Source organism: Martelella sp. HB161492 (genome assembly GCF_013184775.1).
Taxonomy (GTDB): domain Bacteria; phylum Pseudomonadota; class Alphaproteobacteria; order Rhizobiales; family Rhizobiaceae; genus Martelella.
Window position 1 is genome coordinate 172,102 of sequence record NZ_JAATVV010000011.1, and the last position, 22,712, is coordinate 194,813.

Below are 22,712 nucleotides of genomic sequence, written 5' to 3' on the forward strand. Positions count from 1 at the left end.
CCTCATGGCCGCCGCGCCGCTTTTCCTTGAGGTCAGCCGCTGACCGGACCGTCGCCGCCGGGTTTGCCGGGAAGCGTATCGGGGAAGAGCTGATAATCACCCTGAAGATCAGCCGGCACGAACATGCGTTCGCGGATGACGGCATCTTCCGCCCAGTTGAACATGAAGATCGGCGCCCCTGAGGCGACATTGCGGAACCGCTTGTTGATGATCAGCGCGCCGGGGAACTCGGTGAGCCCGATCGTGTCGACATTCTTGGTGGCGACAGTCTGATAGTCCTTCATCAGTTCTGCACGCTTGGCATTGTCATTGGTGGCAATGAACTGGTCGACAATATCAACGAGCTGATCCTCATAGGGCATCAGGTCCAGCGTGCCATCGGTTCCGGCACGGTGATGGGCGCTGGTGCGCGGGCCAACCGGCGCCAGGCCCGACGTCCCCTGCACGACAGCGGCCATTTCAGGCGGATTGCGCATGATCATCCAGTCGAAATCGCCGCGATAGCGACTTGATTCGAACTGGATCCCGTCAATGGAGTTCTGAATCACATGAAGGCCGATCTGCTGCAGCTGTCCGATCACGCCTTCGGACAGGTTGACGTCGGTGTTGTAATCGGAAGACAGCAGCAGAACGATATCGACATCCTTGCCGCCCAGCGTGTCGGCCGGCCAGTTGACGAAGCCGTTGCCATCCGTGTCCTTCAGGCCGATCTTGGCCAGCAGCGCCTTGGCGCCTTCGGGATCATAGGGATAGTAATAGGTCGACTGGCGGTCATAAAAGCTGGTGCCGCTGTCGATGCCGCCGGGATAGATGGCGGTGAACGGTCCCTTGACCAGCGAATCGCCAAGCTTCTGGCGGTCGAGCGCCATGGTGACGGCCTTGCGGAAATCCTCGTTGCGGTTCAGCTCACGAACCGCCTGGGCGCGCTCGTCCGGTTCCCCCCAGCCATTGCCGGAAAGATTGAGCCGCATATTGTAGCCGATGGTGCGCGGGCCGAAAGCGAGCCGCGCCGGCGCGCTCTCTTCTGCTGCACGACGCAGCGACACGACGAAGTTCTCGGGCTGCTCGAGATTGGAGAAGTCGCCGGAGCCGGCAATCGCCTGAACGTCACGGTCAGCCCAGGTCGAGAGCTTGTAATGCATCTCGTCGAGATAGGGCAGCTGATGCCCTTCCTCATCGACCTTCCAGTAATAGGGATTGCGCCTGAGGACGATGATATCATCCGGACGATATTCCACCGGCACCCAGGCTCCCATGACCGGGAAATTCAGCATTTCCGGCGGGAAGCCGTTGCGATATTCGTCATAGGTGGTGTTGGCATATTTCGGATGCTTGGTCTTCAGGATATGCGCCGGACCAGGGCAGAAATTGCCATAGGCCATATTGAAGAGATACTGCCGCGGGAACGCCTCTTCAAAGGTCCATTCAACCGTGTAGTCGTCAATCTTCTTCAGGGTGGTGTTCTTGCCGAACATTTCCTTTGTCGCACCGTTGAGCGGCGTCACATTGGGATCAACGATATTGTCGTCCCAGTAGAACATCACGTCATCGGCGGTGAACGGCACGCCATCCGACCATTTGGCACCTTCGATCAGATGCATTGTCAGCTTGTGCCCATCTTCCGACCAGTCCCAGCTTTTTGCCAGGTTCGGCAGCGGCTCCATATCATCGGCTTCCACCTGATAGAGCGGCGCGGTTCGCGTCAGGCACTCATACATTTCGATATCGATGCCACCCCAGCCCTGCGCCTGGCCCGCGGCATAGTTCCAGCCCTCCGGCCGGCCGCCAACGACATGGCGCAGCGTACCGCCGTAAACGCCGATACCATCCGGCATATTGCCGGTCTTGAACACCAGCGGCTCCTTGGGCAGACGGTCCTTGACCGGCGGCAGCTTGCCGGTATCGACAAAGTTCTTCGTCACCCAGTCCGGCTCGGAATAGGATGGCAGCGCCCTGTATTCCTCAATGGCATCGCGCGGCACATAGGTAATCTTGGCCTGCGCCGGCACAGGCGGCTGTTCCGGCACCACTGTTGCCTCGGAGGCGAACGCGCCGGAAGCAATCGCTAGGCTTGAAATCCCGGCCGCAAGCAGGCCCGTCAGGCACAGGCGGCGTTTATGAAAATGCATCGACTTTCCTCCCATTGAAAATTCATGCTTTCCTTTGAAGACCGTTTCCGCTGCCAGAGCTCCTACCCCACCGGCAGACAAAACGGCGATGCAGGCCCGGTGCCTCATCACCGGACCTGCTGGCACGATGAAAGATCAGGCGTTCTCCGCAGCGCGCAGAGCTTCCTTTTCTTCCCGCATTTCATCGACCGAGCGGATGGCACGGCGCGCAGCACCGTTCCAATCGCGGGTCTTGACCGTGGATCTGGCCAGCCGTTCCCGTGCTCCCGCAACCGCATCAGCATATTGGGGCAGCCATTCAGCCTGGGCAACGACCATCTCGTCGACCATTTGCCACACCTCCTCCGGTGTGCAGACGGCGCCGACCAGCGGATCATGCAGGACTGCGAGCTTCAGCAGATCAAGATCACCGCTGACGGCCGCGTGGACAGACATGCGCTGAACATTGATCGAGGCCATGCAGGTCGCCGCACAGGCTTCCGGCAGCGTGATGCCAGCAGCCATGTTGAGGCCGAAGCGATCGACGAAGCCGGGCGATTCGATGATCGCATCGGCCGGCAGATTGGTGATCACGCCATTATTCTTGCGGTTGAAGTGACCGCGATAGACGCGCCCCGTCTCCAGCCCTTCGAGAATGTAGCTGGCATGTTCGCTGGACCGTTTGCCGGGATCGATCGGCTTGCCCGCATCCTGCAGGAATTCATCATATTCCGTTTCGAACCAGTTGCGGCTCTCGGCCGTGAAGCGCAGATAGCCGCCGGTCTCGCCATGGATCCACTCGGACATGTCGATCCAGCGGGTAATTTCGTCGGGCCGCTTGCGATACCAGGGCAGATATTCCGACAGATGGCCGTTGCTCTCCGTCGAATAGACGCCGAAGCGTTTCAGCACATCAATGCGCACCTTCTCCTGTCGGGAATAGACCGGATGCGCCTCAAATGCGGCAATCAGTTCATCCTTGCCGATCTTGCGGCCATTCACGCGCAGATCAACAAACCAGGTCTGGTGGTTGATGCCGGAGCAGACATAGTCGAACTCGCCGGGCTTGGCGCCCAGCACCTCGGTGATCTGTTCAGCCCCATGCTGCACACCGTGGCACAGGCCGATCGTGTCGACCTTGCCGTATTCGGTCGCCGCCCAGGTGTTCATCGCCATCGGGTTGGCATAGTTGAGGAAGCGCGCGCCGGGCTCGGCGACCTCGCGGATATCCTTGCAGAAATCCAGGATCACCGGAATATTGCGCTGCCCATAGAGAATCCCGCCGGCGCAGATCGTGTCGCCAACGCACTGGTCGACACCATATTTCAGCGGAATGCGGATATCATCGGCATAGGCCTCCAGCCCTCCGACGCGCACGCAGGAAATCACGTAGCGCGCGCCTTCCAGCGCCCGGCGCCGATCCGTGGTCGCCGTGATCTTTGTCGGAAGATTGTTGGCTTCGACGATCCGTTCGAGAATATTCCTGACCATTGTCAGGTTTTTTTCGCTGATATCCGTCAGTGCAACTTCAATATCCGCAAATTCCGGAACACACAGAATGTCCTTGAAAAGCGTCTTGGTAAACCCGACGCTGCCCGCGCCGATAATAGCGATCTTGAAAGCGCTCATGCCCGCCTCCCTTTGTTCAATCATTCACTATTGGGTAAATTCAACTGCGCCCGCCCGCAGGCCCGCCGTCAGTCCAGCTGAAGGACTGCGCTCTCCCTGCATCGCCCACGGCTGCTTGTTTTTTCAACTCCCGACCGTCATTATGCATTGGCAAATACAGGGCAACAGAGAGGGATTATGCTTTCATGGGTAATTCTGTGCTCTCCGAATTGAAGGGCAAGGCACCGATTGGCCGATTGATCTCGCTCCCACGCGGCCATCAGGACCTGCATGCAATGCCGGTCAGTGCCGGCTATGAGATCAGGACAGATTCCAGTTATGACTGGGATGGAAGGCGCCGAGGCCAAAGCCCTTTTTCGGTGATCCAGTATACGATTGCAGGTCATGGCAATTTGCGCTTTGACAACCGCGAATTCCGCCTGAAGCCCGGCGACACCATGCTGACCTGCGTGCCGAGCAATCACCGCTACTGGGTGGAAGACGGCGGCTACTGGGAGTTTTTCTGGATCTCGCTCAACGGCGAAGAGGCGATGCGTATCCAGCAGGCCGTGCTCGCAACCTCGGGGCCGGTGCTGAAACTGAGCCAGACAACCATTGACGGCCTGGCCACCTGCCTTGGTGAATTGCTCTCCCCGCGCGTTGAAACCCCGGCGCGGGCATCGATCATCGCCTATGAGACCATTATGCTGCTTTACGACGATGTATTCGGCGCGCGGGCGATCCCGGCCGTCGAGCACCGGGCGATGAAGCGCGTCGTGCGGTATATCGACAGTAACCTCTCTTCCGCCCTGCCCGTCGATGTGCTGGCTGAGGTTTCGGGCCTCAGCCGTGCCCATTTTTCAAGGCTCTTTGCCAAGGCGGAAGGCATGCCGCCAGCCGAGTTCGTGCTTCTGCGCCGGCTGCGACAGGCAACCCGGCTCCTCTCCAGCGCCGGACTGAGCGTCAAGGAAGTGGCCGGACTGACCGGCTTTGCCGATCCGAACTATTTCGCCAAGGTTTTCCGACGCTATTTTCGCGTGAGCCCGACGGAATTCCGCAATATCGGCCTCGCCGCCGCCATCATGCCCTTTTCCGGCGAACCGATGGTCCATGATGAGACCGGACTGGAAATCACCGATATTGCCGAGACGGAACTTCTGCCGCCGGGTGATGCGTCAGACTGATGCATTCATTGCCAGTTTGATTGCCACAAGATTCCTGATATGAAACTTTTCTGACAGTGAAACAGCAGTAATCAGGCGCAGCATGGCCCGCAATTTCCTCGTAGTCGACCCTGAGAAGGACATGCATGTCCTGAAGGGGCTCGCCGCCCCGGCGCGCATCGCCGTGCTGAAGCTTCTGCGCGCAAAAGGTCCGCTGAATGTCAAGGAAATCGGTGAGTTACTTGCACTCCCCCAGTCAACGGTTTCGCTCAGCGTTCAGCTGCTGGAAGAGGCCGGCCTGATCCGCACGGAGAGCCTGCGCGCCCGCAAGGGCAGTCAGAAAGTCTGTTCCAGCATTTATGATGAAGTTGTTGTCACCTTTGGCGATCCGGCCGAGGAGCGCGGCCGCCAGGCCATTGAGGTGGCGATGCCGGTAGGGCTCTACACGGCCTTCGAGGTCTCCGCACCATGCGGATTATGCACGTCGGAGGGCATTATCGGCCTGCTCGACGTGCCGGATTCCTTTCTTGATCCCGCCCGCATGAAGGCCGGGCTGATCTGGTTCACCCGCGGCAATATCGAATATCAGTTTCCCAACAATGCCCGGCTCAACAATCAGGCAATCAGCGAGATCGAATTCTCGATGGAGCTTTCCTCGGAAGTGCCGGGCACCAACCCCAACTGGCCGTCGGATATCACCATCGCGGTGAATGGCGTCGATATCGGCCAGTGGACATCGCCCGGCGATTTCGGTGACAGGCGCGGCGTCCTGACGCCGGACTGGTGGAAGCTCAAGGGCTCGCAATACGGCATGCTGAAACGCTTCCGGATCACCGCCAACGGCTCCTTCGTCGATGGAATGCGAATTTCCGACATGTCACTGACGGATCTCAAGCTCGACCAGCATCACTCAATCCGGCTGTCGATCTCCGTGCGCGACAACGCCCGCCATCCCGGCGGCATCAATATTTTCGGCAAGGGATTCGGCAATTACGATCAGGATATCGTGCTCAGAATCACCACGGAATAAGCTCTCCGTGCCGGCCCACCGGCACCGGCAGCCATTGCCTGAGACCAGAGCCATGCCTTGATATTTGCGCAATCGCAAGTCGGTTCGGCGACAGGCGACCTGAGACGCAGATTACAACCAAACACGCTTGACGCTTGTCCGGCTTTGGTGTCTATTCTTCACAAAAATTGGTTTACACCATATTTTTGGATGTGGAGGAGTCATCATGCGTTCAACGGTCACCATTCACCGGGACTACACGATATCCGTCATCGACCCCAGGCTTTATGGCTCTTTCATCGAGCATATGGGTCGGGCGGTCTATACCGGCATTTACGAACCGGATCATCCGACGGCGGATGAAGACGGCATGCGTCAGGATGTTGCCGACCTGGTGCGCGAACTCGATGTTCCGGTGGTGCGCTACCCCGGCGGCAATTTCGTCTCTGCCTATAACTGGGAAGACGGCATCGGCCCGAAGGAGGACCGGCCGGTTCGCCTTGATCTCGCCTGGCACACCTCCGAGAGCAATCAGGTCGGCATTCACGAATTCTCCAAGTGGTGCGACAGCGTCGGCACCGAAATGATGCTGGCGATCAATCTCGGGACGCGCGGGCTGAATGAAGCACGCAACTTCCTCGAATATGTCAATCATCCGGGTGGCAGCGAATGGTCTGACCTGCGCCGCAAGAATGGCCGTGAAGCACCCTGGAATGTGAAACTCTGGTGCCTTGGCAACGAGATGGACGGCCCGTGGCAGACGGGTCACAAGACCGCCCATGAATATGGCCGCCTCGCCTATGAAACCGCCAAGGCAATGCGCTCCTTTGACAAGAGCCTCGAGCTCGTGGTCTGCGGCTCGTCTTCCGCCACCATGCCGACCTATCCGGAATGGGAAGCAACCGTGCTCGACCATACCTATGAGGAGGTCGACTATATCTCGCTTCACATGTATCTCGACAATTACGAGAAGGACACGGCCGGCTATCTGGCCAAAAGCCTGACACTCGACCGCTATATCGAGACCGTTGCGGGCATCATCACCTATATCAAGGCCAAGAAGCGCTCGAAGAAGGATGTCTATATCTCCTTCGATGAATGGAATGTCTGGTACCATTCGAAGAAGCGGGACGAGGCAACGCTGGCCGGCGAGAAGGGCTGGCCCTTCGCTCCCCCGCTCCTGGAAGATGACTATAATTTCGAGGATGTGCTGCAGGTCGGCTGTATTCTCAACACCTTCATCAATCGTGCTGACGTGGTGAAGATCGCCTGCCTTGCCCAGCTGGTCAATGTGATCGCGCCGATCATGACCGAGCCCGGCGGCGCCGCCTGGCGCCAGACCATCTTCTACCCCTATTACTTTGCCTCGCGCTTTGGCCGCGGCACCGCGCTGAAGCTTGCAGTCGATTGCCCGACCTATCATGTCGACAATATCGGCGAGGTCCCGATGCTGGACGTTTCAGCGGTTCACAACGAGAAAGACGGCTATATCGCGCTCTTCGCCGTCAATCGCAGCAGCACTGAAACCATCGATCTCGATGTTGTCCTGCAGGGCTACATGCCGGGTTCGGTGATCGACGATCAGGTCATCAGCCACCCGGATATCAACATCACCAACACGGCTTCGAAGCCCGACAACGTCCGCCCCGAAGCAGCGGCGGACGCGACGATTTCGGATGGCCGCCTGACGGCAGCCCTTGCGCCATTGAGCTATCGCTTCATTCGGGTGAAGCTTTGATTTAAAACCATGTTTCTTGGTTTAAATCGAATATCATGTTGACAAACGTGGGAAACGTCCTAACGTTGCATCACGACGTTGGACGTGCATGGGAGGAGCAAATGGAAACGCAGGTTTCCGTTTCGGCACAAAATCCGACAGGTTGGAAAAACACCAACAGAGCCGGTTTCGAAACGTTTCATCGGGCAGAAGCCGCAATGGCCCAGCCGCCACAGGTGCTGTCATGAGCGCCGAGATCGAAATCGACAGCGTCACCAAGCGCTATGGCAATCTGACGGTTCTGGACAATATTTCGCTGTCTGTTGCGGCCAATGAATTCATGGTGTTTCTCGGGCCGTCGGGCTGCGGGAAATCGACGCTTCTGCGCATGATCGCCGGGCTTGAAGCGGTAGACGGCGGCGAGATCCGCATCAATGGCAGGCGCATCGACAATCTGCCGCCCGGCAAACGCGGCCTTGCCATGGTGTTCCAGAATTACGCGATCTATCCGCACATGACAGTCGCAGAGAACATGGCCTTCGGACTGCGCAACATCGGCACCGAGCAAACGGTGATCGATGCGCGCATCAAGGAAGCCGCCCGCATGCTGGAGATCAGCCACCTTCTGGCGCGAAAGCCATCGCAGCTTTCCGGCGGCCAGCGTCAGCGCGTGGCGATCGGCCGGGCAATCGTCAAGGAACCGGAGGCCTTTCTGTTTGATGAGCCGCTGTCCAATCTCGATGCGGCGCTCAGGGTCAGGACCCGTGTCGAACTTGCGCAGCTGCGCAACCGCGTCGCCTCGACAATGATCTTCGTCACCCATGATCAGATCGAGGCAATGACGCTGGCAGACCGGATCGTGGTGCTGAATAACCGCAAGATCGAGCAGATCGGGGCGCCGATGGAGATCTATACGCGCCCTGTCAGCGAATTCGTCGCCCGCTTCGTCGGCTCGCCGACGATGAATTTCCTCGATGTGACGCTTGCCGGCGAAAATGGCCTGGCAAGGGCCAGTCTGCCGGACGGCTCAGCGCTCCAGACCGGTATTGCCATCGCCGGCCTGCCTTCAGGCCCGATCAAGCTCGGCATCCGCGCCGAAGCGGTCAAATGTGTTTCCACGGATCAGACGGCGACCACCAGCGGCACCGTTGATGTGCTGGAACGGCTCGGCGACCGGACATTGCTCTATACCCGACTTGAAAGCGGTGACATCGTTGTCGCCGAAGATATCGGTCTGAGCAGCGCCCGGATCGGCGACAGGGTCAACCTCGCCTTCAACGGATTTTCCGCCCATCTCTTCGATGAAGGCGGCAAGGCCTATCACAATGACGCGGCAAGCGCTGATGAAGCGCGGGAGAGGAGCGATGTCTGACGCCCTTTCCACCGGAAAGAACAGGCAGAACGCGACCGCCAACATCAACGCGCCGCGCTGGCGCAATGGCCTGTTCGTGCTGCCCTATCTGGTGTTCTTCATCGCACTTCTGGTGGTGCCGATGTTCTGGAACATCTGGCTGAGCCTGCACCGGGCCGATGCTTTCTCCATCGGCCGCTTTGTCGGCTTCGGCAATTATGTGCGTCTCGCCCATGACGGCGTGTTCCTGAAATCGGTCTGGAACACCTTCTATTTCGTGTTCCTCACCGTACCGCCTCTGGCACTGGTCGGTCTGTTTCTGGCGCTGGCGCTCAACCGGCAGACCAAGACCGCTGCGTCACTCAGGACACTCTATTTCTCGTCGTCGGTTCTCTCCGTCACCATCGTGACGCTGATCTGGCGCATCGTCTTCATCGGTCAATACGGGCTGCTGGCAACGATTTACGGCTGGTTTGACGCCACACCGCCGGCCTTTCTGTCCGATCCCGATCTGGTGATGATCGGCATCGCCATCGCCACCGTCTGGTGGTGCATCGGCCTGCCGATGATGCTCTATCTTTCCGCCCTTCAGCAGATCCCCAAGGAGATCTACGAGGCTGCCGCCCTTGATAATGCCAGTCGCTGGCGCACCCTCTGGTACATCACCCTGCCCTCGATCAAGCGGACCATCATTCTCGTGGTGATCATTCAGATCGTCATGCAGTTCCAGCTCTTCGGCCAGGCCCGGCTGATGACCCAGGGCGGCCCCAATAACGAGTCCCTGCCGATCGTTCTCTACATTTATCAGATGGCTTTCACCCGCTGGGATATCGGCCTTGGCGCTGCGGCATCGGAAGTGCTGTTCGCACTGATCCTGATTGCGGCCATGGCCCAGTTCGTGATCTCACGCAGGAAGGGAGACAGCTGATGGCGAGTTTCGGTCTTTCCAAGAAGAACACGCTCGGCGACCGCCTGATCCTTGGTGCCGTCATCGTTCTGGCGCTTGCCATGGTGGCGCCAGTGATCTGGGTCCTGGCCCTGTCGATGAAGGACAATGCGGAACTCATGGCCAACATGAATTCCGTGTTCCATGGCCCCTATACGCTGAAGAACTATTTCAACATCTTCGGCAATTCCTCGGTGTTCCGCTGGGTGTTGAACAGCATCATCGTTTCGGGCTGCATCACCATCGGCGTGCTGGTACTGACCTCGCTTGCCGGCTACGGATTTGCGCGGCTGAATTTTCCGTTCCGCAACGTGGTCTTCGTGATCGTGCTGCTTGGCCTTGCCATTCCCGAACAGGCGGTGCTGATCGCACGGCACCAGATCTTCGCCAAAATGGGCCTGCACAACACCTATTATGCGCTGATCCTGCCGGGGCTTTCGGCACCCTTTGGCGTGTTCCTGATGACGCAGTTCTTCCGCGCCATTCCCAAAGAGCTGGATGAGGCGGCACTGCTCGACAATGCCAGCCAGTTCAAGATCTTCTGGAAGGTGCTGCTGCCGCTGACGCTGCCAGCGCAGGCAACGCTTGGCATTTTCACCTTCCTGATCGCCTGGAATGACTATTTCTGGCCTCTGATCACCGCAACCAAGAAGGAAATGTACACGCTGACGGTCGGCATCGCCTCGTCGCAGATGAACTTTGCCCAGACGGAAGGGCTTGGCTTCCTGATGGCGCAGGCGGTCTTCGCCAGCGCACCGATCCTGATTGTCTACCTGTTCTTCCAGAAATACATCGTCACCGCCGTTTCCGGTGCGGCGGAGAAGTGATGCCCGGCGGGCCTGACCTGAAAGACAAGGCCTGCCCCAGTGACTGACCGGAACGAAAGAATGCGTCCGCAGCTGTCGGACGCGGGAGTGAGACCAACCAATTGTTTCGCCCTGCCCTCATGCAGGGTAACGCGGGCAGAAGCCCATCTCGTGGAGGAGAATATGAAACATCGGATGAAATCGACTCTGGCCGGCGCGCTTTCGCTTGCCGCTCTTTGTGCGGCAAGCCCGGCGCTTGCCGACACCACGATCGAGTTCCAGCGCTTCTTCGGCGCCTGCGACGCGGAATTCGGCACCAATACCGACGTATCCAAGGCCGTCGGCGAATGCGGCATCATCACCTCACTGGTCAACGCGTTCGAGGCGGAAAATCCCGATATCAAGGTCAATGTCACCACCGTCGAATGGCCCGGCTACGACCAGCTGACGGCGCAGTTTGCCGCTGGCGATCCGCCGGATGTCGTCACCATTCACCAGTCCGTGCTGGGCGACTATGCCTCGAAGAACCTGCTGATGCCGCTGAATGATCTTCTCGCAAGCGAGGGCATCTCGGCTGACAGCTTCACCAAGGCAAGCCTTACGGGCGTCACCCGTGACGGCAAGATCTATGGTCTGCCGATCGATAACTGGAGCCAGCTCTGGCACATCGACATGGCGCTGTTCAAGGAAGCCGGCCTCGTCAATCCTGACGGCACGCCGATCCTGCCGACCAGCGTCGATGAGTTGATGAGCCAGGCCGCCCAGTTCCAGGAAAAGACCGGCAAGACCTATATGACCATGCCGCTCTCGAACGAAACCGCCGCCTATACCCGCGATTTCTACACATATCTGCAGCAGCAGGGTTCTGATTTCTTCGGCGATCCCACCAAGATCAACATCGAAACCCCCGAAGCCAAGAACGTACTGGAGATGTATAAGGAGCTCTATGACAAGGGCTACATCATCAAGGATGTCGATTACGGCGCGTCCCTCAATGCCTTCCTGGCCGGCGATGCCGGTGTCCATGAGGGCGGCACCTGGGTAATCGGCGACTATAACGCAGAGTCGGAAAAGGACGGGACGGCGCTCAACAAGGGCGGCTATGAGGTCTACACCTATCCGCAGCTCTTCGACGGCCCGCGCTCGCAATATGCCGACGGGCACAGCCTTGCCGTCTCCAACGTCAAGCGTTCGGACGAGGACACCGCCGCGATCGGCAAGTTCCTCAAATTCATGTTCGATCACGATTACGACTGGAGCCGCACCGGCCACCTGCCCGCTGTTCAGGCCGTTCTCGACTCTGACCAGTTCAAGGCCCTGCCGCATCGTGCGACCGTGCTGGACCTCGCCCAGATCGGCACGCCGCTGCCGGGCGCTGTCCAGCGCCAGTTCGCCATTCAGGATATTATCGGCCAGGAAATGAATGCCGCCATGACCGGCCAGAAGAGTGTTGATGACGCGCTGAAGGACATGCAGGATCGCGTCAACGATCTCCTGGCAAATATCTGACCAGATAGGGGCTGGAGGACGCGAAATGCCGGAAACGTCCAATCAATTCCGGCATTTCTGAACACGACAGGTGAAGCATTGCCTGTGTGGGCCCCGCCAACGCGCGGCACTTCGGTGTCGCGCGTTTTTGTGTATGCAAGGTCTGGCTTGCATTTATAGACCTATCGGTCTACAAAATATGCATGACAGCGAGCGCGCCAGTTCCGCAAAGGCCGAAACGCGGCCGCCCACCGCGTGCAGCCGATGATCAGGCGGCGCGCAAGGCACTGATCAATGCCGGCCTGGCGCTTTTGACCGAGCGTGGCTATGCCGCCGTTGGCCTTGACGAAATTCTGCGCCGAGCCGGCGTGCCGAAAGGCAGTTTCTACTATCACTTCGCATCCAAAGCGGATTTCGGCCTCACCCTGATTGCGGCCTACCACGATTACATGGCGCAAAAGCTCGATCGCTGGCTCACCGATGACAGCCTGCCGCCGCTGGAGCGTATCCGCGCCTTTGCAAGCGATTCCGAACAGGGCATGGCCCGCTACGATTTCACCCGCGGCTGCCTCATCGGCAATCTCGGATCGGAGACGCAGAGCCTTGTACCGGAATTTGAAGAGCGGCTGAAAGCCGTTCTCTCCGGCTGGGAGGCCCGGACCGCTCAATGCCTTGCACTGGCACAGAAAGACGGAAGCATTGGCCAGGATCAAAGCATTTCCGATCTTGCTGCCTATTTCTGGATCGGCTGGGAGGGAGCGGTGCTTCGCGCCCGGCTGGAACGGCATGGCGGACCGCTTCGCCTTTTCATCGACGGCTTCATGAAACTTGCAACACGGACAGGACCAGACAGATGACCGACGCCATTCTCATCGAGAAATCCGGAGACGGCCAGACCGTTGCCGTAAAGACCATCGACATAAAATCGCTTGAGGATGGCGAAGTGCTGGTCGACGTCGCCTTTTCGACACTGAATTACAAGGATGGTCTGGCCATCACCGGGGCCTCACCCGTTGTGCGCAGTTTCCCCATGGTGCCCGGAATCGATTTTTCCGGCATCGTCCGCGAAAGCCGCCATCCGGACTACAGGGCCGGCGACCGCGTGGTTCTCAACGGCTGGAGCGTCGGCGAAAAATACTGGGGCGGGCTTGCGACACAGGCCAAGGTGCGCGGTGATTTCCTGGTCAAGCTGCCCGGTTCGCTCTCGTTGCGTCAGGCAATGGCGATCGGCACTGCGGGCTACACCGCGATGCTGTGCGTCATGGCACTGGAACAGGCCGGCGTGACGCCGGATCTGGGTGAAATCGTCGTCTCCGGTGCGACCGGCGGCGTTGGCAGCGTCGCCACCTCGCTGCTGGCCGGACGCGGTTTCAATGTCGCCGCCATCACCGGACGGGCATCGGAAACCGATTATCTCAAAGCTCTCGGCGCATCATCGGTACTGGAACGGGCGGAATTTGAGGGCAAGCCGCGTGCGCTTGCAAGGGAGCGCTTTGCCGGCGGTGTCGACGTGGTCGGCGGCGTGGTACTGGCCAATATTCTGTCGATGATCCGCTATCGCGGCACGGTTGCCGCCTGCGGCCTTGCCGGCAGCATGGATCTGCCGACCAGTGTCGCGCCCTTCATCCTGCGCGGTGTCACGCTCAGAGGCGTCGACAGCGTGATGTGCCCGCTGGACGAGCGCATCAGGGCCTGGGCCCGCCTTGCCGACGAGCTGGACCGCGATGCCCTTGCGGCACTGACGACAGAGCTTGCCTTCGATCAGGTGATCGGCACGGCGCCGCTTTTCCTTCAAGGCAAGGTGCGCGGCCGGATCGTCGTTCCGATCAATTCGGCGCTTGAATAAACGCCGTCAAAACGGCGATCCATCTTGATAAATTTGCAAGACCTACAGGCTTTTACCAGCTACGGTTCATTGCTAACTTGTTAATCAATGCCGCTGGACGCACCGGCGGCGCTTCAACCCGCAAGGGTCCGACCCCCTCGCTAGGCGCCCAGCCCCGCATATGCGGAGACCGATCGGCGCAATTCATCTGAAGGGACTGAAATATGGCGGAAAGCATTGCCCATTACATCGCGCGCTATCTCGGCGAAGCCGGCGTTGAGCGCATATGGGGCGTGACGGGCGACTCGCTCAATGGTCTGAGCGACAGCATCGGCCGGTTGAAAACGCTTGAATGGGTCGGAACCCGGCATGAGGAAGCGGCGGCCTTTGCAGCCGGCGCCGAAGCGCAGCTGACCGGAAAGCTTGCCGTTTGCGCCGGCTCCTGCGGTCCGGGCAACCTGCATCTGATCAACGGTCTTTATGACTGCAACCGCAACCATGTTCCCGTTCTGGCGATTGCCGCCCATATTCCGTCCTCTGAAATCGGCTCCGGCTATTTTCAGGAAACCCACCCACAGGAAATCTTCCGCGAATGCAGCGTCTATTGTGAGCTGATTTCCACGCCCGACCAGATGCCGCGCGTGCTAGAAGTTGCCATGCGCACGGCCATTGCCAAAAAGGGCGTCGCCGTGATCGTGCTGCCGGGCGATGTTGCGCTGAAAGCCATGCCAGAAGGCACGCCGATTCGCTGGAATACGCCGAAACAGCCGGTCATGATGCCGCAGGAAAGCGACATTGCCGAGCTTGCCAAGATGCTGAACGCCGCCGGCAAGGTGACGCTTCTGTGCGGCGCGGGCTGTGCCGGTGCACGCACGGAACTGCTCAAGCTGGCCGAAACCCTGCAGTCGCCGATCGTGCATGCGCTGCGCGGCAAGGAATTCGTCGAATATGACAATCCCTTTGATGTCGGCATGACCGGTCTGATCGGCTTTTCCTCCGGCTATCATGCGATGGAATCGGCCGATATGCTGCTGGTGCTCGGCTCATCCTTCCCCTATCGCGCCTTCTACCCCGACAAGGCAAAGATCGCCCAGATCGACAACCGCGCCGAAGCACTTGGCGCGCATACGCAGGTTGACCTCGGCATTCAGGCCGATGTTGCGGCGACGATTTCAGCGCTGTTGCCAAAGCTCAACGGCAATCGCAGCGGCTCCTTCCTCACGGAAGCGAAAAAACACTACGCCAAAAGCCGCAAGGCACTGGATGATCTTGCCACCGATGACGGGCCCAAGGGCCAGATCCACCCGCAATATGTCGCACGCCTTCTCTCCGAGAAAGCCAGTGACGATGCCGTTTTCACCTGCGATGTCGGCACGCCATCCGTCTGGGCCGCGCGCTATGTCGCCATGAATGGCAAGCGCCGCCTGATTGGCTCCTTCAATCACGGCTCGATGGCCAATGCACTGTCGCAGGGCATCGGTGCCCAGGCCCTCGACAAGAAGCGTCAGGTGATCGCCATGTGCGGCGATGGCGGCTTTTCCATGCTGATGGGCGACATTCTGACCGTGACCCAGTCGGATCTGCCGCTGAAAATGGTGGTGTTCCACAACCGCTCGCTCGGCTTCGTCGCCATGGAAATGAAGGCCGGTGGCTATATTTCCGATTCGACCGATCTCTCCAGTCCCGATTTTGCCAAGGTCGCGGAAGCCGCCGGCATGAAGGGCATCAAGGTCGAGGATGCAAAGGCCCTGCCCGCCGCCATCGACGAGATGCTGGCAACGCCGGGTCCGGTGCTGCTGGATGTGATGACGGCAAAGCAGGAACTCGTCATGCCGCCGCAGATCACGCTCGAACATGCCAAGGGCTTCAGCCTCTACATGATGCGCGCTATCCTCAACGGCCGCGGCGACGAACTGGTGGAGCTGACCAAGACCAACTGGCGCTGATCTGCTTCACCGATCGGCGCTCTAACGTAGTGAATCGGCGCATCGTTCCTTTCGAAAATCGAAACCGATTTTCGAGCCGGTGCGCTAGATTCGAAAACGCCGGCAAGCCTTCTTGCCGGCGTTTCTGGTTCCATCGGCGAATGCGTCTCAGTCAGGAAAATCTGGCCGGCGGAACAGCGAGGACACCATCGTCAGGCCGGCACCGATGGCACCGACGGTGAAGATCACCTGAAGCCCGGCGCTTGTGGTCGAGGCCAGCATGGCATTGAGCTGATCGAGGGGCTGTACGGTCATCTCCAGCAAGCCGATGATCCAGTGTGCAGCAGCACTGCCCGGCACCATCGGAATGCAGCCGGCAACAGCGATCGCATTGCCGACACGGCGCACCGGAAAGGGTGTGTTGTAGGAAAGCTCCACCGCAAAGGCGACGGCAACGGCGGCCCCGAACGAGGCCGCCTCAAGCGGCCAGCCGTGATGCATGCAGAAGGTCTTGACCGCAAGCGCCAGTCCGCCGGCAATGGCCGACCAGCCGAGATTGCGCCAGCCGAAATTGAACAAGACCCCGAATCCGGCAGCAGCGACGGCGCCGAAGAATGTCTGATGCAGGACCGAGTGGAAAGGCTTGGTCGCATCCTCCATGCCGCCGCCTAGCGCAATATGGGCGGCACCAACGCCAACGGTGATGAAAAGCAGGATCATCGTCACGGTGACAAAACGCGCCGAGCCAAGCGTTGGAAATCCTTCCATGATATCCGTCTGCGCATTCATTGACGGCACGCCGGGCACCAGCATCAGCACCGCAGCGCTCATGGAGGTGTCAATCATGCTCGATCCGAGCAGCGTCGCCCCGATCCCGGACAGGACGGCCGCAGCAAAGGCGACGAAGGCGGTGACGACAAAGGCGTTGAAGTGCCGCTCTATCATCATCAGCCGGATATACTGCCCGACCATGCTGGCGATCAGGGTTGGCACGAAAGCCGCCCAGTCGGCGCCCAGCAGCCGGCCGAAGGCCGCGCAGGCAAGGCCCGCGGCGAAGACATTGAACCACCTGGCATGCTTGCCAGTGGTCATGGTGATCTCTTTGAAGCGCCCGAGCACCTCCTCGACGCTCATCCCACCCCGCGCGACAAGCGAACAGACCTCGCGAACCGCGTGGTTTATGCGCATATTGACGCCGTGATGACCGACGCCGAGCATATGCGTGCTGGTACAGACACCGTCGCCGACGGTGACGGCGATAGAGGCGAAGCCAACCCGGACATGCACACTATGCACGCCAAGCCCGCTGGCCACCTTCTGCACCCCCGCCCGCACAACGCTTGATTTGGCGCCAGTCTCCATCAACAGGCGCCCCGCCTCCAGCGCGGTCATGGCAACCTTTTCCAGAACGCGCTGCCTGATTACGAGCGGGTCGCGTGGATGCAATTCATCGTCATTGTCGATAAGCTTTGTGTCGGTCAAAATCTTTGCCTCGGAAATCAACGGAAACGGGCTTTGCGGCCGGCATGTCATTTATGAACTAAGACTATAGTCTGACGACGTCGGCTGCCATGCGCAAAATCAAGGCTAAAACAGGAAGCATCGTTTTGCAGTGCAAAATTCGTCGCACCCGGCTCGGTGTTTCGCGCCTCTGGCACTGTCATCTTCGCACAGTCATGCCACGCAGCCGTCACATTTCGCAAGGCCGCAGGAAAGCCGGCATGAAACCCGTGGTGGCATTTTCCCTAATCTATACTCGCACCCGTCCCTTGTATGACAGTTTTATGACAGTATTTTGAAGCTTATATAAAATTAGATGACACAATAACGACATTTATGAATTTTTTACAACATATCTATTCTTGTTAGACTTTCATTGTTATAGGGGTCCCGTTTTCAACAAAACCTCAAAAGGGCTATCTGATGAAAATCGGACATTTCTACAAGGGCGCGAAGATCGCAGCTGTTGCCGCCGCCATGATCGTTACCGGCACTGTCGCGCAGGCTGCCGACACGCAGCTGACCGGCTCGGGTGCTTCCTTCCCCTTCCCGCTCTATTCGGCCTGGTTTAAGGATTTCGCCGCAAAGTCGGGCATTGAAGTCAACTACCAGTCCAAGGGCTCGGGCGCTGGCATCGAAGATTTCACCAATCACGTTGTTGACTTTGCCGCTTCCGACGCTGCGATGTCCGACGACGAGATTGCCAAGATCGACGGCGGCGCCGTCCTTCTGCCGATGACGGCTGGTGAAATCGTTCTCGCCTACAATCTTGATGGCGTTACCGAGCTGAAGCTGTCGCGCGATGTCTACGCCAAGATCTTCCTCGGCGAGATCACCAAGTGGAACGACCCGGCAATCGCCGCCATCAACGAAGGCGTTGATCTTCCTGATGAAGACATCACTGTCGTTGTCCGCTCGGATTCTTCGGGCACCAACTTCAACTTCACCAACCACATGGCTGCCATTTCCGACGACTTCAAGACGAAGGTCGGCGCTGGCAAGACCGTCTCCTGGCCGAACGCTTCGAACTTCGTTGCCGCACCGGGCAATGACGGCATCACGGCCACCATCAAGCAGACCCCCGGCGCGATCGGCTATATCGAATATGGCTACGCCCAGCAGACCAAGACGCCTTATGCCGAGCTGGAAAACCAGGCTGGCAACTATGTCAAGGCTGGCCCGGAAGCCGGTGCTGCTGCCCTTGCTTCGGCTGAGTTTGACAGCGCCAACCGCGCCTTCATCGTCGATCCGGCTGGTGCAGACTCCTATCCGATCGCAACGTTCACCTGGCTGCTCCTCTACAAGCAGGGCCAGGATCCGGCCAAGGTCGACGCCATCAAGCAGATGGTCGAATATGGCCTGACCACCGGCCAGACCATGTCGGACGCTCTCGGCTACATCCCGCTTCCGGAGAATGTTGTTGAGCTCGACCGCAAGTCGTTGGCTGAAATCCAGTAGATTATGCTAAAATAAACGGGCCGGGGCGGAATGAGAATTTTCGCCCCGGTCTTTGTGCTTGCAATCAATCAACCAAAGATTGTCAGATCGTGAACAGCACGCACGATCATTTCAAGGAGCCCCTTGATGGCCGCCAAGCCGCACTCCGTTGCGATGCATGACCACAGCGTCTCTCGCCCGCCCACTGCCTTCGAATATGGCATGGACAGGTCCTTCCGTTTCCTGACCTTTGCCGCAGGCATCCTGACAGTTCTGCTGATCGTCTACATCTTCTGGAAAATCGGCGGACAGGCTGCGCCAGCGATGCGCAATTATGGCCTGCAGTTCCTGACCAGTGTCGAATGGAATGCCAACACCAACCAGTACGGCATTCTCGCCGAAATCTGGGGGACGCTCTACTCTTCACTTCTGGCCCTGCTCTTCGGCGGCATCCTGGGTGTGGCCGTCGCCATCTTCCTGACCCAGGGCTTCCTGCATCCGCGTCTTGCCTATGTCTTCCGGCTGATCGTCGAGATGCTCGCAGCCATTCCCTCGGTCGTTTTCGGCCTCTGGGGCATCTATGTGCTGATCCCGGCCATTCGCCCGATTGCCAAATGGCTGCATGAAACCATGCCCTTCATCCCGTTCTTCTCGACCAATTTCAATGGCTTCAGCCTGCTACCTGCCGTGATCGTTCTGTCGATCATGGTGCTGCCGACGATCGCTGCCATCTCGCAGGATGCCTTCAAGGCCATTCCGCTGAAGGTGCAGGAAGCGGCCTATGGCATGGGCACCACCAAGTGGGAAGCCATCCGCAAGGTCATGCTGCCGACGGCATCAAGCGGCATCTTCGCATCGCTGGTGCTGGGCTTTGGCCGCGCGCTGGGCGAAACCATGGCGCTGGCGCTCCTGATCGGCAACCGCCAGATCGTTTCGCTGTCACTTTTCTCCCCGGCAACGACACTCGCCTCGCTGCTTGCGTCGACCTTCCCGGAAGCCGGTGAGATCCAGAAGCAGGCGCTGATGTATGCGGCCATCGTGCTGCTGGTCATCACCATGGCCGTCAACATCATCGGTACGCTGATCATGTCGCGCACCGCACGCCAGTCCGTGACGTGATTTTCCGGAGACCGTTATGAGCACCTATGATCAGACATCGCTGGACAATCCGGAAGTCGCAGCACTCGGCCCCAGCCTGAAATTCTCCTTCGCCAACCGGCGGACCATGTCCAACTTCATCCAGACCGTGATCCTGTGGCTTCTCGCGCTGATTGCCGCCGTGCCGCTGATCTCGGTGCTCTGGATGCTGATCAGCCGCGGAGGTGCCCGGCTGAGCCTCGCCCTCTTCACCGAGCTTCCGCCTGCCCCAATGGAACAGGGCGGCGGTATCGGCAATGCCATTATCGGCACGCTGATCATGGTGGCGATCGGCGCACTGATCTCCATTCCCGTCGGCGTGCTCGGCGGCATCTATACCGGCATGATCGCGCCGCGCAGCAGGCTTTCCATCGCTGTGCGGTTCATCGGCAAGGTGCTGACTGGCTTCCCCTCCATTCTTGCCGGTCTGTTCGTCTATGCCTGGCTGGTTGTGGAAATGAAGACCTATTCGGCGATCGCCGGCGGACTGTCGCTGTCGATCCTGATGCTGCCGACCGTCCTGCTGACGGCCGAGCAGGCCTTCCTCATGGTGCCGCAGCGGATGAAGGATGCCGCCTATGGAATGGGGTGCAATCCGACACAGGTCGCACTGAAAATTGTTTTGCCTACGGCGCTGCCAGGTGTTATGACCGGCGTGATGTTGGCTGTGGCCAGAGCGTCAGGCGAATCCGCGCCTATCCTCTTTACCGCAGCCTTTTCCAGCTACTGGCTTAAGAGCCTTACGGAGCCCACTGCATCGTTGTCGATCCTGATCTACAACTTTACGAAGCTGCCCTATGACAACCAGATCCAACTCGCATGGTCCGCATCGCTCGTACTGGTTCTCATTGTACTGGTGTTCAACATCCTCAGCCGCTCCTTCGGTGGACGGCGCGTTTAACGGAAACTAAGGTCTGAAATGATGACTGCGACAATGGAAATGAACAGCTTCTCCGAACAAGCTTTCGCCGATGACGGTTCGAAGGTTGCAATCGGTGCCAAGATCGAAAAGATCTTCTATGGTGACTTCCTTGCCGTCCGTGACGCGAATGTCGATATCGAAAAGGGCAAGATCACCGGCTTCATCGGCCCGTCGGGCTGCGGCAAGTCGACGGTGCTGCGCAGCCTCAACCGCATGAACGATCTGATCCCGAGCTTCCATCTTGAAGGAACCGTTCAGTTTCTCGGCCAGGACGTCTATGGCAAGGAAGTGGATCCGGTCGTGGTTCGCCGCCATATCGGCATGGTGTTCCAGCAGCCGAACCCCTTCTCGATGAGCATTTTCGAGAATGTTGCCTTCGGCCTGCGCCTCAACGGCTACAAGGGTGATATCGCCGAACGCGTTCAGGCCGCTCTCGAGCGCGCCGCGCTGTGGAAGGAAGTCAAGGACAAGCTGAAGCAGAATGGCCTTTCGCTTTCCGGCGGCCAGCAGCAGCGTCTCTGCATCGCCCGGGCGATCGCCACCCAGCCGACCGTTCTCCTGATGGACGAGCCCTGCTCCGCCCTTGACCCGATTGCCACACGTCAGATCGAAGAACTGATGATCGAACTCAAGCATGATTACACGGTCGCCATCGTGACCCACAACATGCAGCAGGCGATCCGTGTCGCCGACAAGACGGCTTTCTTCTCGGTCGAGATGTCGGCCGGTGGCCGTACCGGCTATCTGGTTGAAATGGGTGATACCAAGCAGCTGTTCGAAAACCCGAAGGAAACCCTGACCAAGGAATATCTGGCTGGCGAGTTCAGCTGAGCCGGCAGCGCCGGACATATGATGTTTCAGCAGGGGCGGCACTTGAATTCAGGTGCCGCCCTTCTCGCAGCCGCGGCGGACTGACCTTGCCTGCGGCAGAATGCTATGCGAAAACAGGGCCCCGCAGCCGGCCGAAGTCCAGTGCTGCGCAAGCGCACCGCTTTGCGTGCCGCGCGCTGCCGGCCGCGACTGAGACGGTGAACACTTTAGGTCCGTATCGTTTCAACATGAGGGTTCAGGAAGGCTCGTGAATGTTTCAGCACCGCCTCGACCTTAAGAAGATCGAAGAAAAGCTGCGCGAGACCCAGCGGCGGTTTGATGAAATCAACACGCATCTGACGATGCGGCGCGATGGCATGCCGGACAGCGTCGTGGAACGCATGATGGAGGGCTATTGCTACGTCGATGCCCTGCTCGTGAACCGGACCGACATTCTGCGCCTTGGCGAGCTTCACCACCTGCTGGAACTCAACCATCTTGTCCTTTGCGGCTCTGATGCCGCGCGGCGCCGAGAATTCGCCAATCACCTGAAACAGACGGAAGAGCATTTCTACGATCGCCAGATCGGCGATGTCGGCGGCTTGATCGAATGGTATGACCGCCACAAAAGCAAGCCGGTGCGCAAACGCGCGGCTGGTTTCTACGTTCGCGCGCTGAGCCGGCCGCAGCTCTTCATTGAGGGCAATCACCGCACCGGCGCCTTGATGATGAGCTATATTCTCGGTCGCGAGGGCAAGCCGCCCTTCGTGCTGACGCCGGAAAATGCCGAGGCCTATTTCAACCCGTCAACGCTGGCACGCGATGCCCACAAGGCCTCGATCGACGAACTGGTCAAGATCCCCAAGCTCAAGCGCTATTTCGCCAACTTCCTCAAGGAAACGGAAGATCCCGAGCTGGTCTGCATACCTCAATCACTGGCCGTGGCCTCCTGACAAGGCC

The 22,712-nt window shown here is 59.0% G+C and carries 19 protein-coding genes; 16 read left to right on the forward strand and 3 right to left on the reverse strand.

Going from position 1 to position 22,712, the window contains the following annotated elements; translation table 11 throughout:
- Positions 1 to 32: 32 nt before the first annotated feature.
- On the reverse strand, positions 33 to 2,129 hold the full coding sequence (locus tag HCK86_RS18230; RefSeq protein ID WP_176085913.1) for an ABC transporter substrate-binding protein: 2,097 nt from the start codon (positions 2,127 to 2,129) through the stop codon (positions 33 to 35).
- 135 nt (positions 2,130 to 2,264) lie between these two features.
- Positions 2,265 to 3,737 (reverse strand): alpha-glucosidase/alpha-galactosidase, encoded by a 1,473-nt coding sequence (locus HCK86_RS18235; protein ID WP_176085914.1) that lies wholly within the window; start codon positions 3,735 to 3,737, stop codon positions 2,265 to 2,267.
- Positions 3,738 to 3,922: 185 nt separating this feature from the next.
- Here HCK86_RS18235 and HCK86_RS18240 point away from each other — a divergent pair, with 185 nt between their 5' ends.
- From HCK86_RS18240 to poxB, 11 genes are all read left to right on the forward strand, one after another.
- Positions 3,923 to 4,900, forward strand: coding sequence for an AraC family transcriptional regulator (locus HCK86_RS18240; protein ID WP_176085915.1), 978 nt, complete (start codon positions 3,923 to 3,925; stop codon positions 4,898 to 4,900).
- Positions 4,901 to 4,982: 82 nt separating this feature from the next.
- Positions 4,983 to 5,909 (forward strand): helix-turn-helix domain-containing protein, encoded by a 927-nt coding sequence (locus HCK86_RS18245; RefSeq protein WP_176085916.1) that lies wholly within the window; start codon positions 4,983 to 4,985, stop codon positions 5,907 to 5,909.
- 205 nt (positions 5,910 to 6,114) lie between these two features.
- Positions 6,115 to 7,626, forward strand: a complete 1,512-nt coding sequence (locus HCK86_RS18250; protein ID WP_176085917.1) for an alpha-N-arabinofuranosidase — start codon at positions 6,115 to 6,117, stop codon at positions 7,624 to 7,626.
- Positions 7,627 to 7,727: 101 nt separating this feature from the next.
- The gene (locus HCK86_RS24240; protein ID WP_281409616.1) at positions 7,728 to 7,853 is read left to right on the forward strand and encodes a hypothetical protein; all 126 of its coding nucleotides are present in this window, start codon (positions 7,728 to 7,730) and stop codon (positions 7,851 to 7,853) included.
- On the forward strand, positions 7,850 to 8,977 hold the full coding sequence (ugpC, locus tag HCK86_RS18255; RefSeq protein WP_176085918.1) for a sn-glycerol-3-phosphate ABC transporter ATP-binding protein UgpC: 1,128 nt from the start codon (positions 7,850 to 7,852) through the stop codon (positions 8,975 to 8,977). Before HCK86_RS24240 ends, ugpC begins: the two co-directional genes overlap by 4 nt.
- Entirely contained in the window at positions 8,970 to 9,884 is a 915-nt protein-coding gene (locus HCK86_RS18260) for a sugar ABC transporter permease (RefSeq protein ID WP_176085919.1), read from the forward strand. The genes ugpC and HCK86_RS18260 overlap by 8 nt, the downstream gene beginning before the upstream one ends.
- Positions 9,884 to 10,729 (forward strand): carbohydrate ABC transporter permease, encoded by an 846-nt coding sequence (locus tag HCK86_RS18265; RefSeq protein WP_141147242.1) that lies wholly within the window; start codon positions 9,884 to 9,886, stop codon positions 10,727 to 10,729. Before HCK86_RS18260 ends, HCK86_RS18265 begins: the two co-directional genes overlap by 1 nt.
- Before the next feature lie 162 nt (positions 10,730 to 10,891).
- Complete coding sequence (locus HCK86_RS18270) at positions 10,892 to 12,217, forward strand: extracellular solute-binding protein (RefSeq protein WP_176085920.1); 1,326 nt, start codon at positions 10,892 to 10,894, stop codon at positions 12,215 to 12,217.
- 182 nt (positions 12,218 to 12,399) lie between these two features.
- Entirely contained in the window at positions 12,400 to 13,053 is a 654-nt protein-coding gene (locus HCK86_RS18275) for a TetR/AcrR family transcriptional regulator (protein WP_176085921.1), read from the forward strand.
- Positions 13,050 to 14,042 carry an MDR family oxidoreductase gene (locus HCK86_RS18280; protein WP_176085922.1) on the forward strand — a complete coding sequence of 331 codons (993 nt, stop codon included), beginning with the start codon at positions 13,050 to 13,052 and terminating at the stop codon, positions 14,040 to 14,042. The genes HCK86_RS18275 and HCK86_RS18280 overlap by 4 nt, the downstream gene beginning before the upstream one ends.
- 203 nt (positions 14,043 to 14,245) lie before the next feature.
- The gene (gene poxB / locus HCK86_RS18285; RefSeq protein ID WP_176085923.1) at positions 14,246 to 15,967 is read left to right on the forward strand and encodes a ubiquinone-dependent pyruvate dehydrogenase; all 1,722 of its coding nucleotides are present in this window, start codon (positions 14,246 to 14,248) and stop codon (positions 15,965 to 15,967) included.
- A gap of 147 nt (positions 15,968 to 16,114) precedes the next feature.
- Here the strand turns inward: poxB and HCK86_RS23970 are convergent, their stop codons facing one another.
- The gene (locus HCK86_RS23970) at positions 16,115 to 17,428 is read right to left on the reverse strand and encodes a threonine/serine exporter family protein (RefSeq protein ID WP_210259954.1); all 1,314 of its coding nucleotides are present in this window, start codon (positions 17,426 to 17,428) and stop codon (positions 16,115 to 16,117) included.
- Positions 17,429 to 17,869: 441 nt separating this feature from the next.
- On the opposite strand from HCK86_RS23970, the gene pstS reads away from it, so the two are divergent.
- The 5 genes from pstS (at position 17,870) to HCK86_RS18320 (ending at position 22,705) form a co-directional block, all read left to right on the forward strand.
- Positions 17,870 to 18,904, forward strand: a complete 1,035-nt coding sequence (gene pstS, locus HCK86_RS18300) for a phosphate ABC transporter substrate-binding protein PstS (RefSeq protein ID WP_176085924.1) — start codon at positions 17,870 to 17,872, stop codon at positions 18,902 to 18,904.
- A gap of 126 nt (positions 18,905 to 19,030) precedes the next feature.
- Entirely contained in the window at positions 19,031 to 20,002 is a 972-nt protein-coding gene (gene pstC / locus HCK86_RS18305; RefSeq protein ID WP_176085925.1) for a phosphate ABC transporter permease subunit PstC, read from the forward strand.
- A 16-nt stretch (positions 20,003 to 20,018) separates the two neighbouring features.
- Positions 20,019 to 20,921, forward strand: coding sequence for a phosphate ABC transporter permease PstA (gene pstA / locus HCK86_RS18310; protein ID WP_176085926.1), 903 nt, complete (start codon positions 20,019 to 20,021; stop codon positions 20,919 to 20,921).
- 21 nt (positions 20,922 to 20,942) lie between these two features.
- On the forward strand, positions 20,943 to 21,773 hold the full coding sequence (pstB, locus tag HCK86_RS18315) for a phosphate ABC transporter ATP-binding protein PstB (protein ID WP_176085947.1): 831 nt from the start codon (positions 20,943 to 20,945) through the stop codon (positions 21,771 to 21,773).
- Between the two features lie 251 nt (positions 21,774 to 22,024).
- A complete protein-coding gene (locus HCK86_RS18320; RefSeq protein WP_176085927.1) occupies positions 22,025 to 22,705 on the forward strand; it encodes a hypothetical protein in 681 nt (226 codons plus the stop codon).
- The last annotated feature ends 7 nt before the right edge of the window (positions 22,706 to 22,712 follow it).

Excerpts from the sequence above, each read along its gene's own strand:
- HCK86_RS18230 (WP_176085913.1), bottom strand. The coding sequence starts at position 2,129 with ATGCATTTTCATAAACGCCGCCTGTGCCTGACGGGCCTGCTTGCGGCC.
- HCK86_RS18235 (WP_176085914.1), bottom strand. The coding sequence starts at position 3,737 with ATGAGCGCTTTCAAGATCGCTATTATCGGCGCGGGCAGCGTCGGGTTT.
- HCK86_RS18240 (WP_176085915.1), top strand. The coding sequence starts at position 3,923 with ATGGGTAATTCTGTGCTCTCCGAATTGAAGGGCAAGGCACCGATTGGC.
- HCK86_RS18245 (WP_176085916.1), top strand. The coding sequence starts at position 4,983 with ATGGCCCGCAATTTCCTCGTAGTCGACCCTGAGAAGGACATGCATGTC.
- HCK86_RS18250 (WP_176085917.1), top strand. The coding sequence starts at position 6,115 with ATGCGTTCAACGGTCACCATTCACCGGGACTACACGATATCCGTCATC.
- HCK86_RS24240 (WP_281409616.1), top strand. The coding sequence starts at position 7,728 with ATGGAAACGCAGGTTTCCGTTTCGGCACAAAATCCGACAGGTTGGAAA.
- ugpC (WP_176085918.1), top strand. The coding sequence starts at position 7,850 with ATGAGCGCCGAGATCGAAATCGACAGCGTCACCAAGCGCTATGGCAAT.
- HCK86_RS18260 (WP_176085919.1), top strand. The coding sequence starts at position 8,970 with ATGTCTGACGCCCTTTCCACCGGAAAGAACAGGCAGAACGCGACCGCC.
- HCK86_RS18265 (WP_141147242.1), top strand. The coding sequence starts at position 9,884 with ATGGCGAGTTTCGGTCTTTCCAAGAAGAACACGCTCGGCGACCGCCTG.
- HCK86_RS18270 (WP_176085920.1), top strand. The coding sequence starts at position 10,892 with ATGAAACATCGGATGAAATCGACTCTGGCCGGCGCGCTTTCGCTTGCC.
- HCK86_RS18275 (WP_176085921.1), top strand. The coding sequence starts at position 12,400 with ATGACAGCGAGCGCGCCAGTTCCGCAAAGGCCGAAACGCGGCCGCCCA.
- HCK86_RS18280 (WP_176085922.1), top strand. The coding sequence starts at position 13,050 with ATGACCGACGCCATTCTCATCGAGAAATCCGGAGACGGCCAGACCGTT.
- poxB (WP_176085923.1), top strand. The coding sequence starts at position 14,246 with ATGGCGGAAAGCATTGCCCATTACATCGCGCGCTATCTCGGCGAAGCC.
- pstS (WP_176085924.1), top strand. The coding sequence starts at position 17,870 with ATGAAAATCGGACATTTCTACAAGGGCGCGAAGATCGCAGCTGTTGCC.
- pstC (WP_176085925.1), top strand. The coding sequence starts at position 19,031 with ATGGCCGCCAAGCCGCACTCCGTTGCGATGCATGACCACAGCGTCTCT.
- pstA (WP_176085926.1), top strand. The coding sequence starts at position 20,019 with ATGAGCACCTATGATCAGACATCGCTGGACAATCCGGAAGTCGCAGCA.
- pstB (WP_176085947.1), top strand. The coding sequence starts at position 20,943 with ATGACTGCGACAATGGAAATGAACAGCTTCTCCGAACAAGCTTTCGCC.
- HCK86_RS18320 (WP_176085927.1), top strand. The coding sequence starts at position 22,025 with ATGTTTCAGCACCGCCTCGACCTTAAGAAGATCGAAGAAAAGCTGCGC.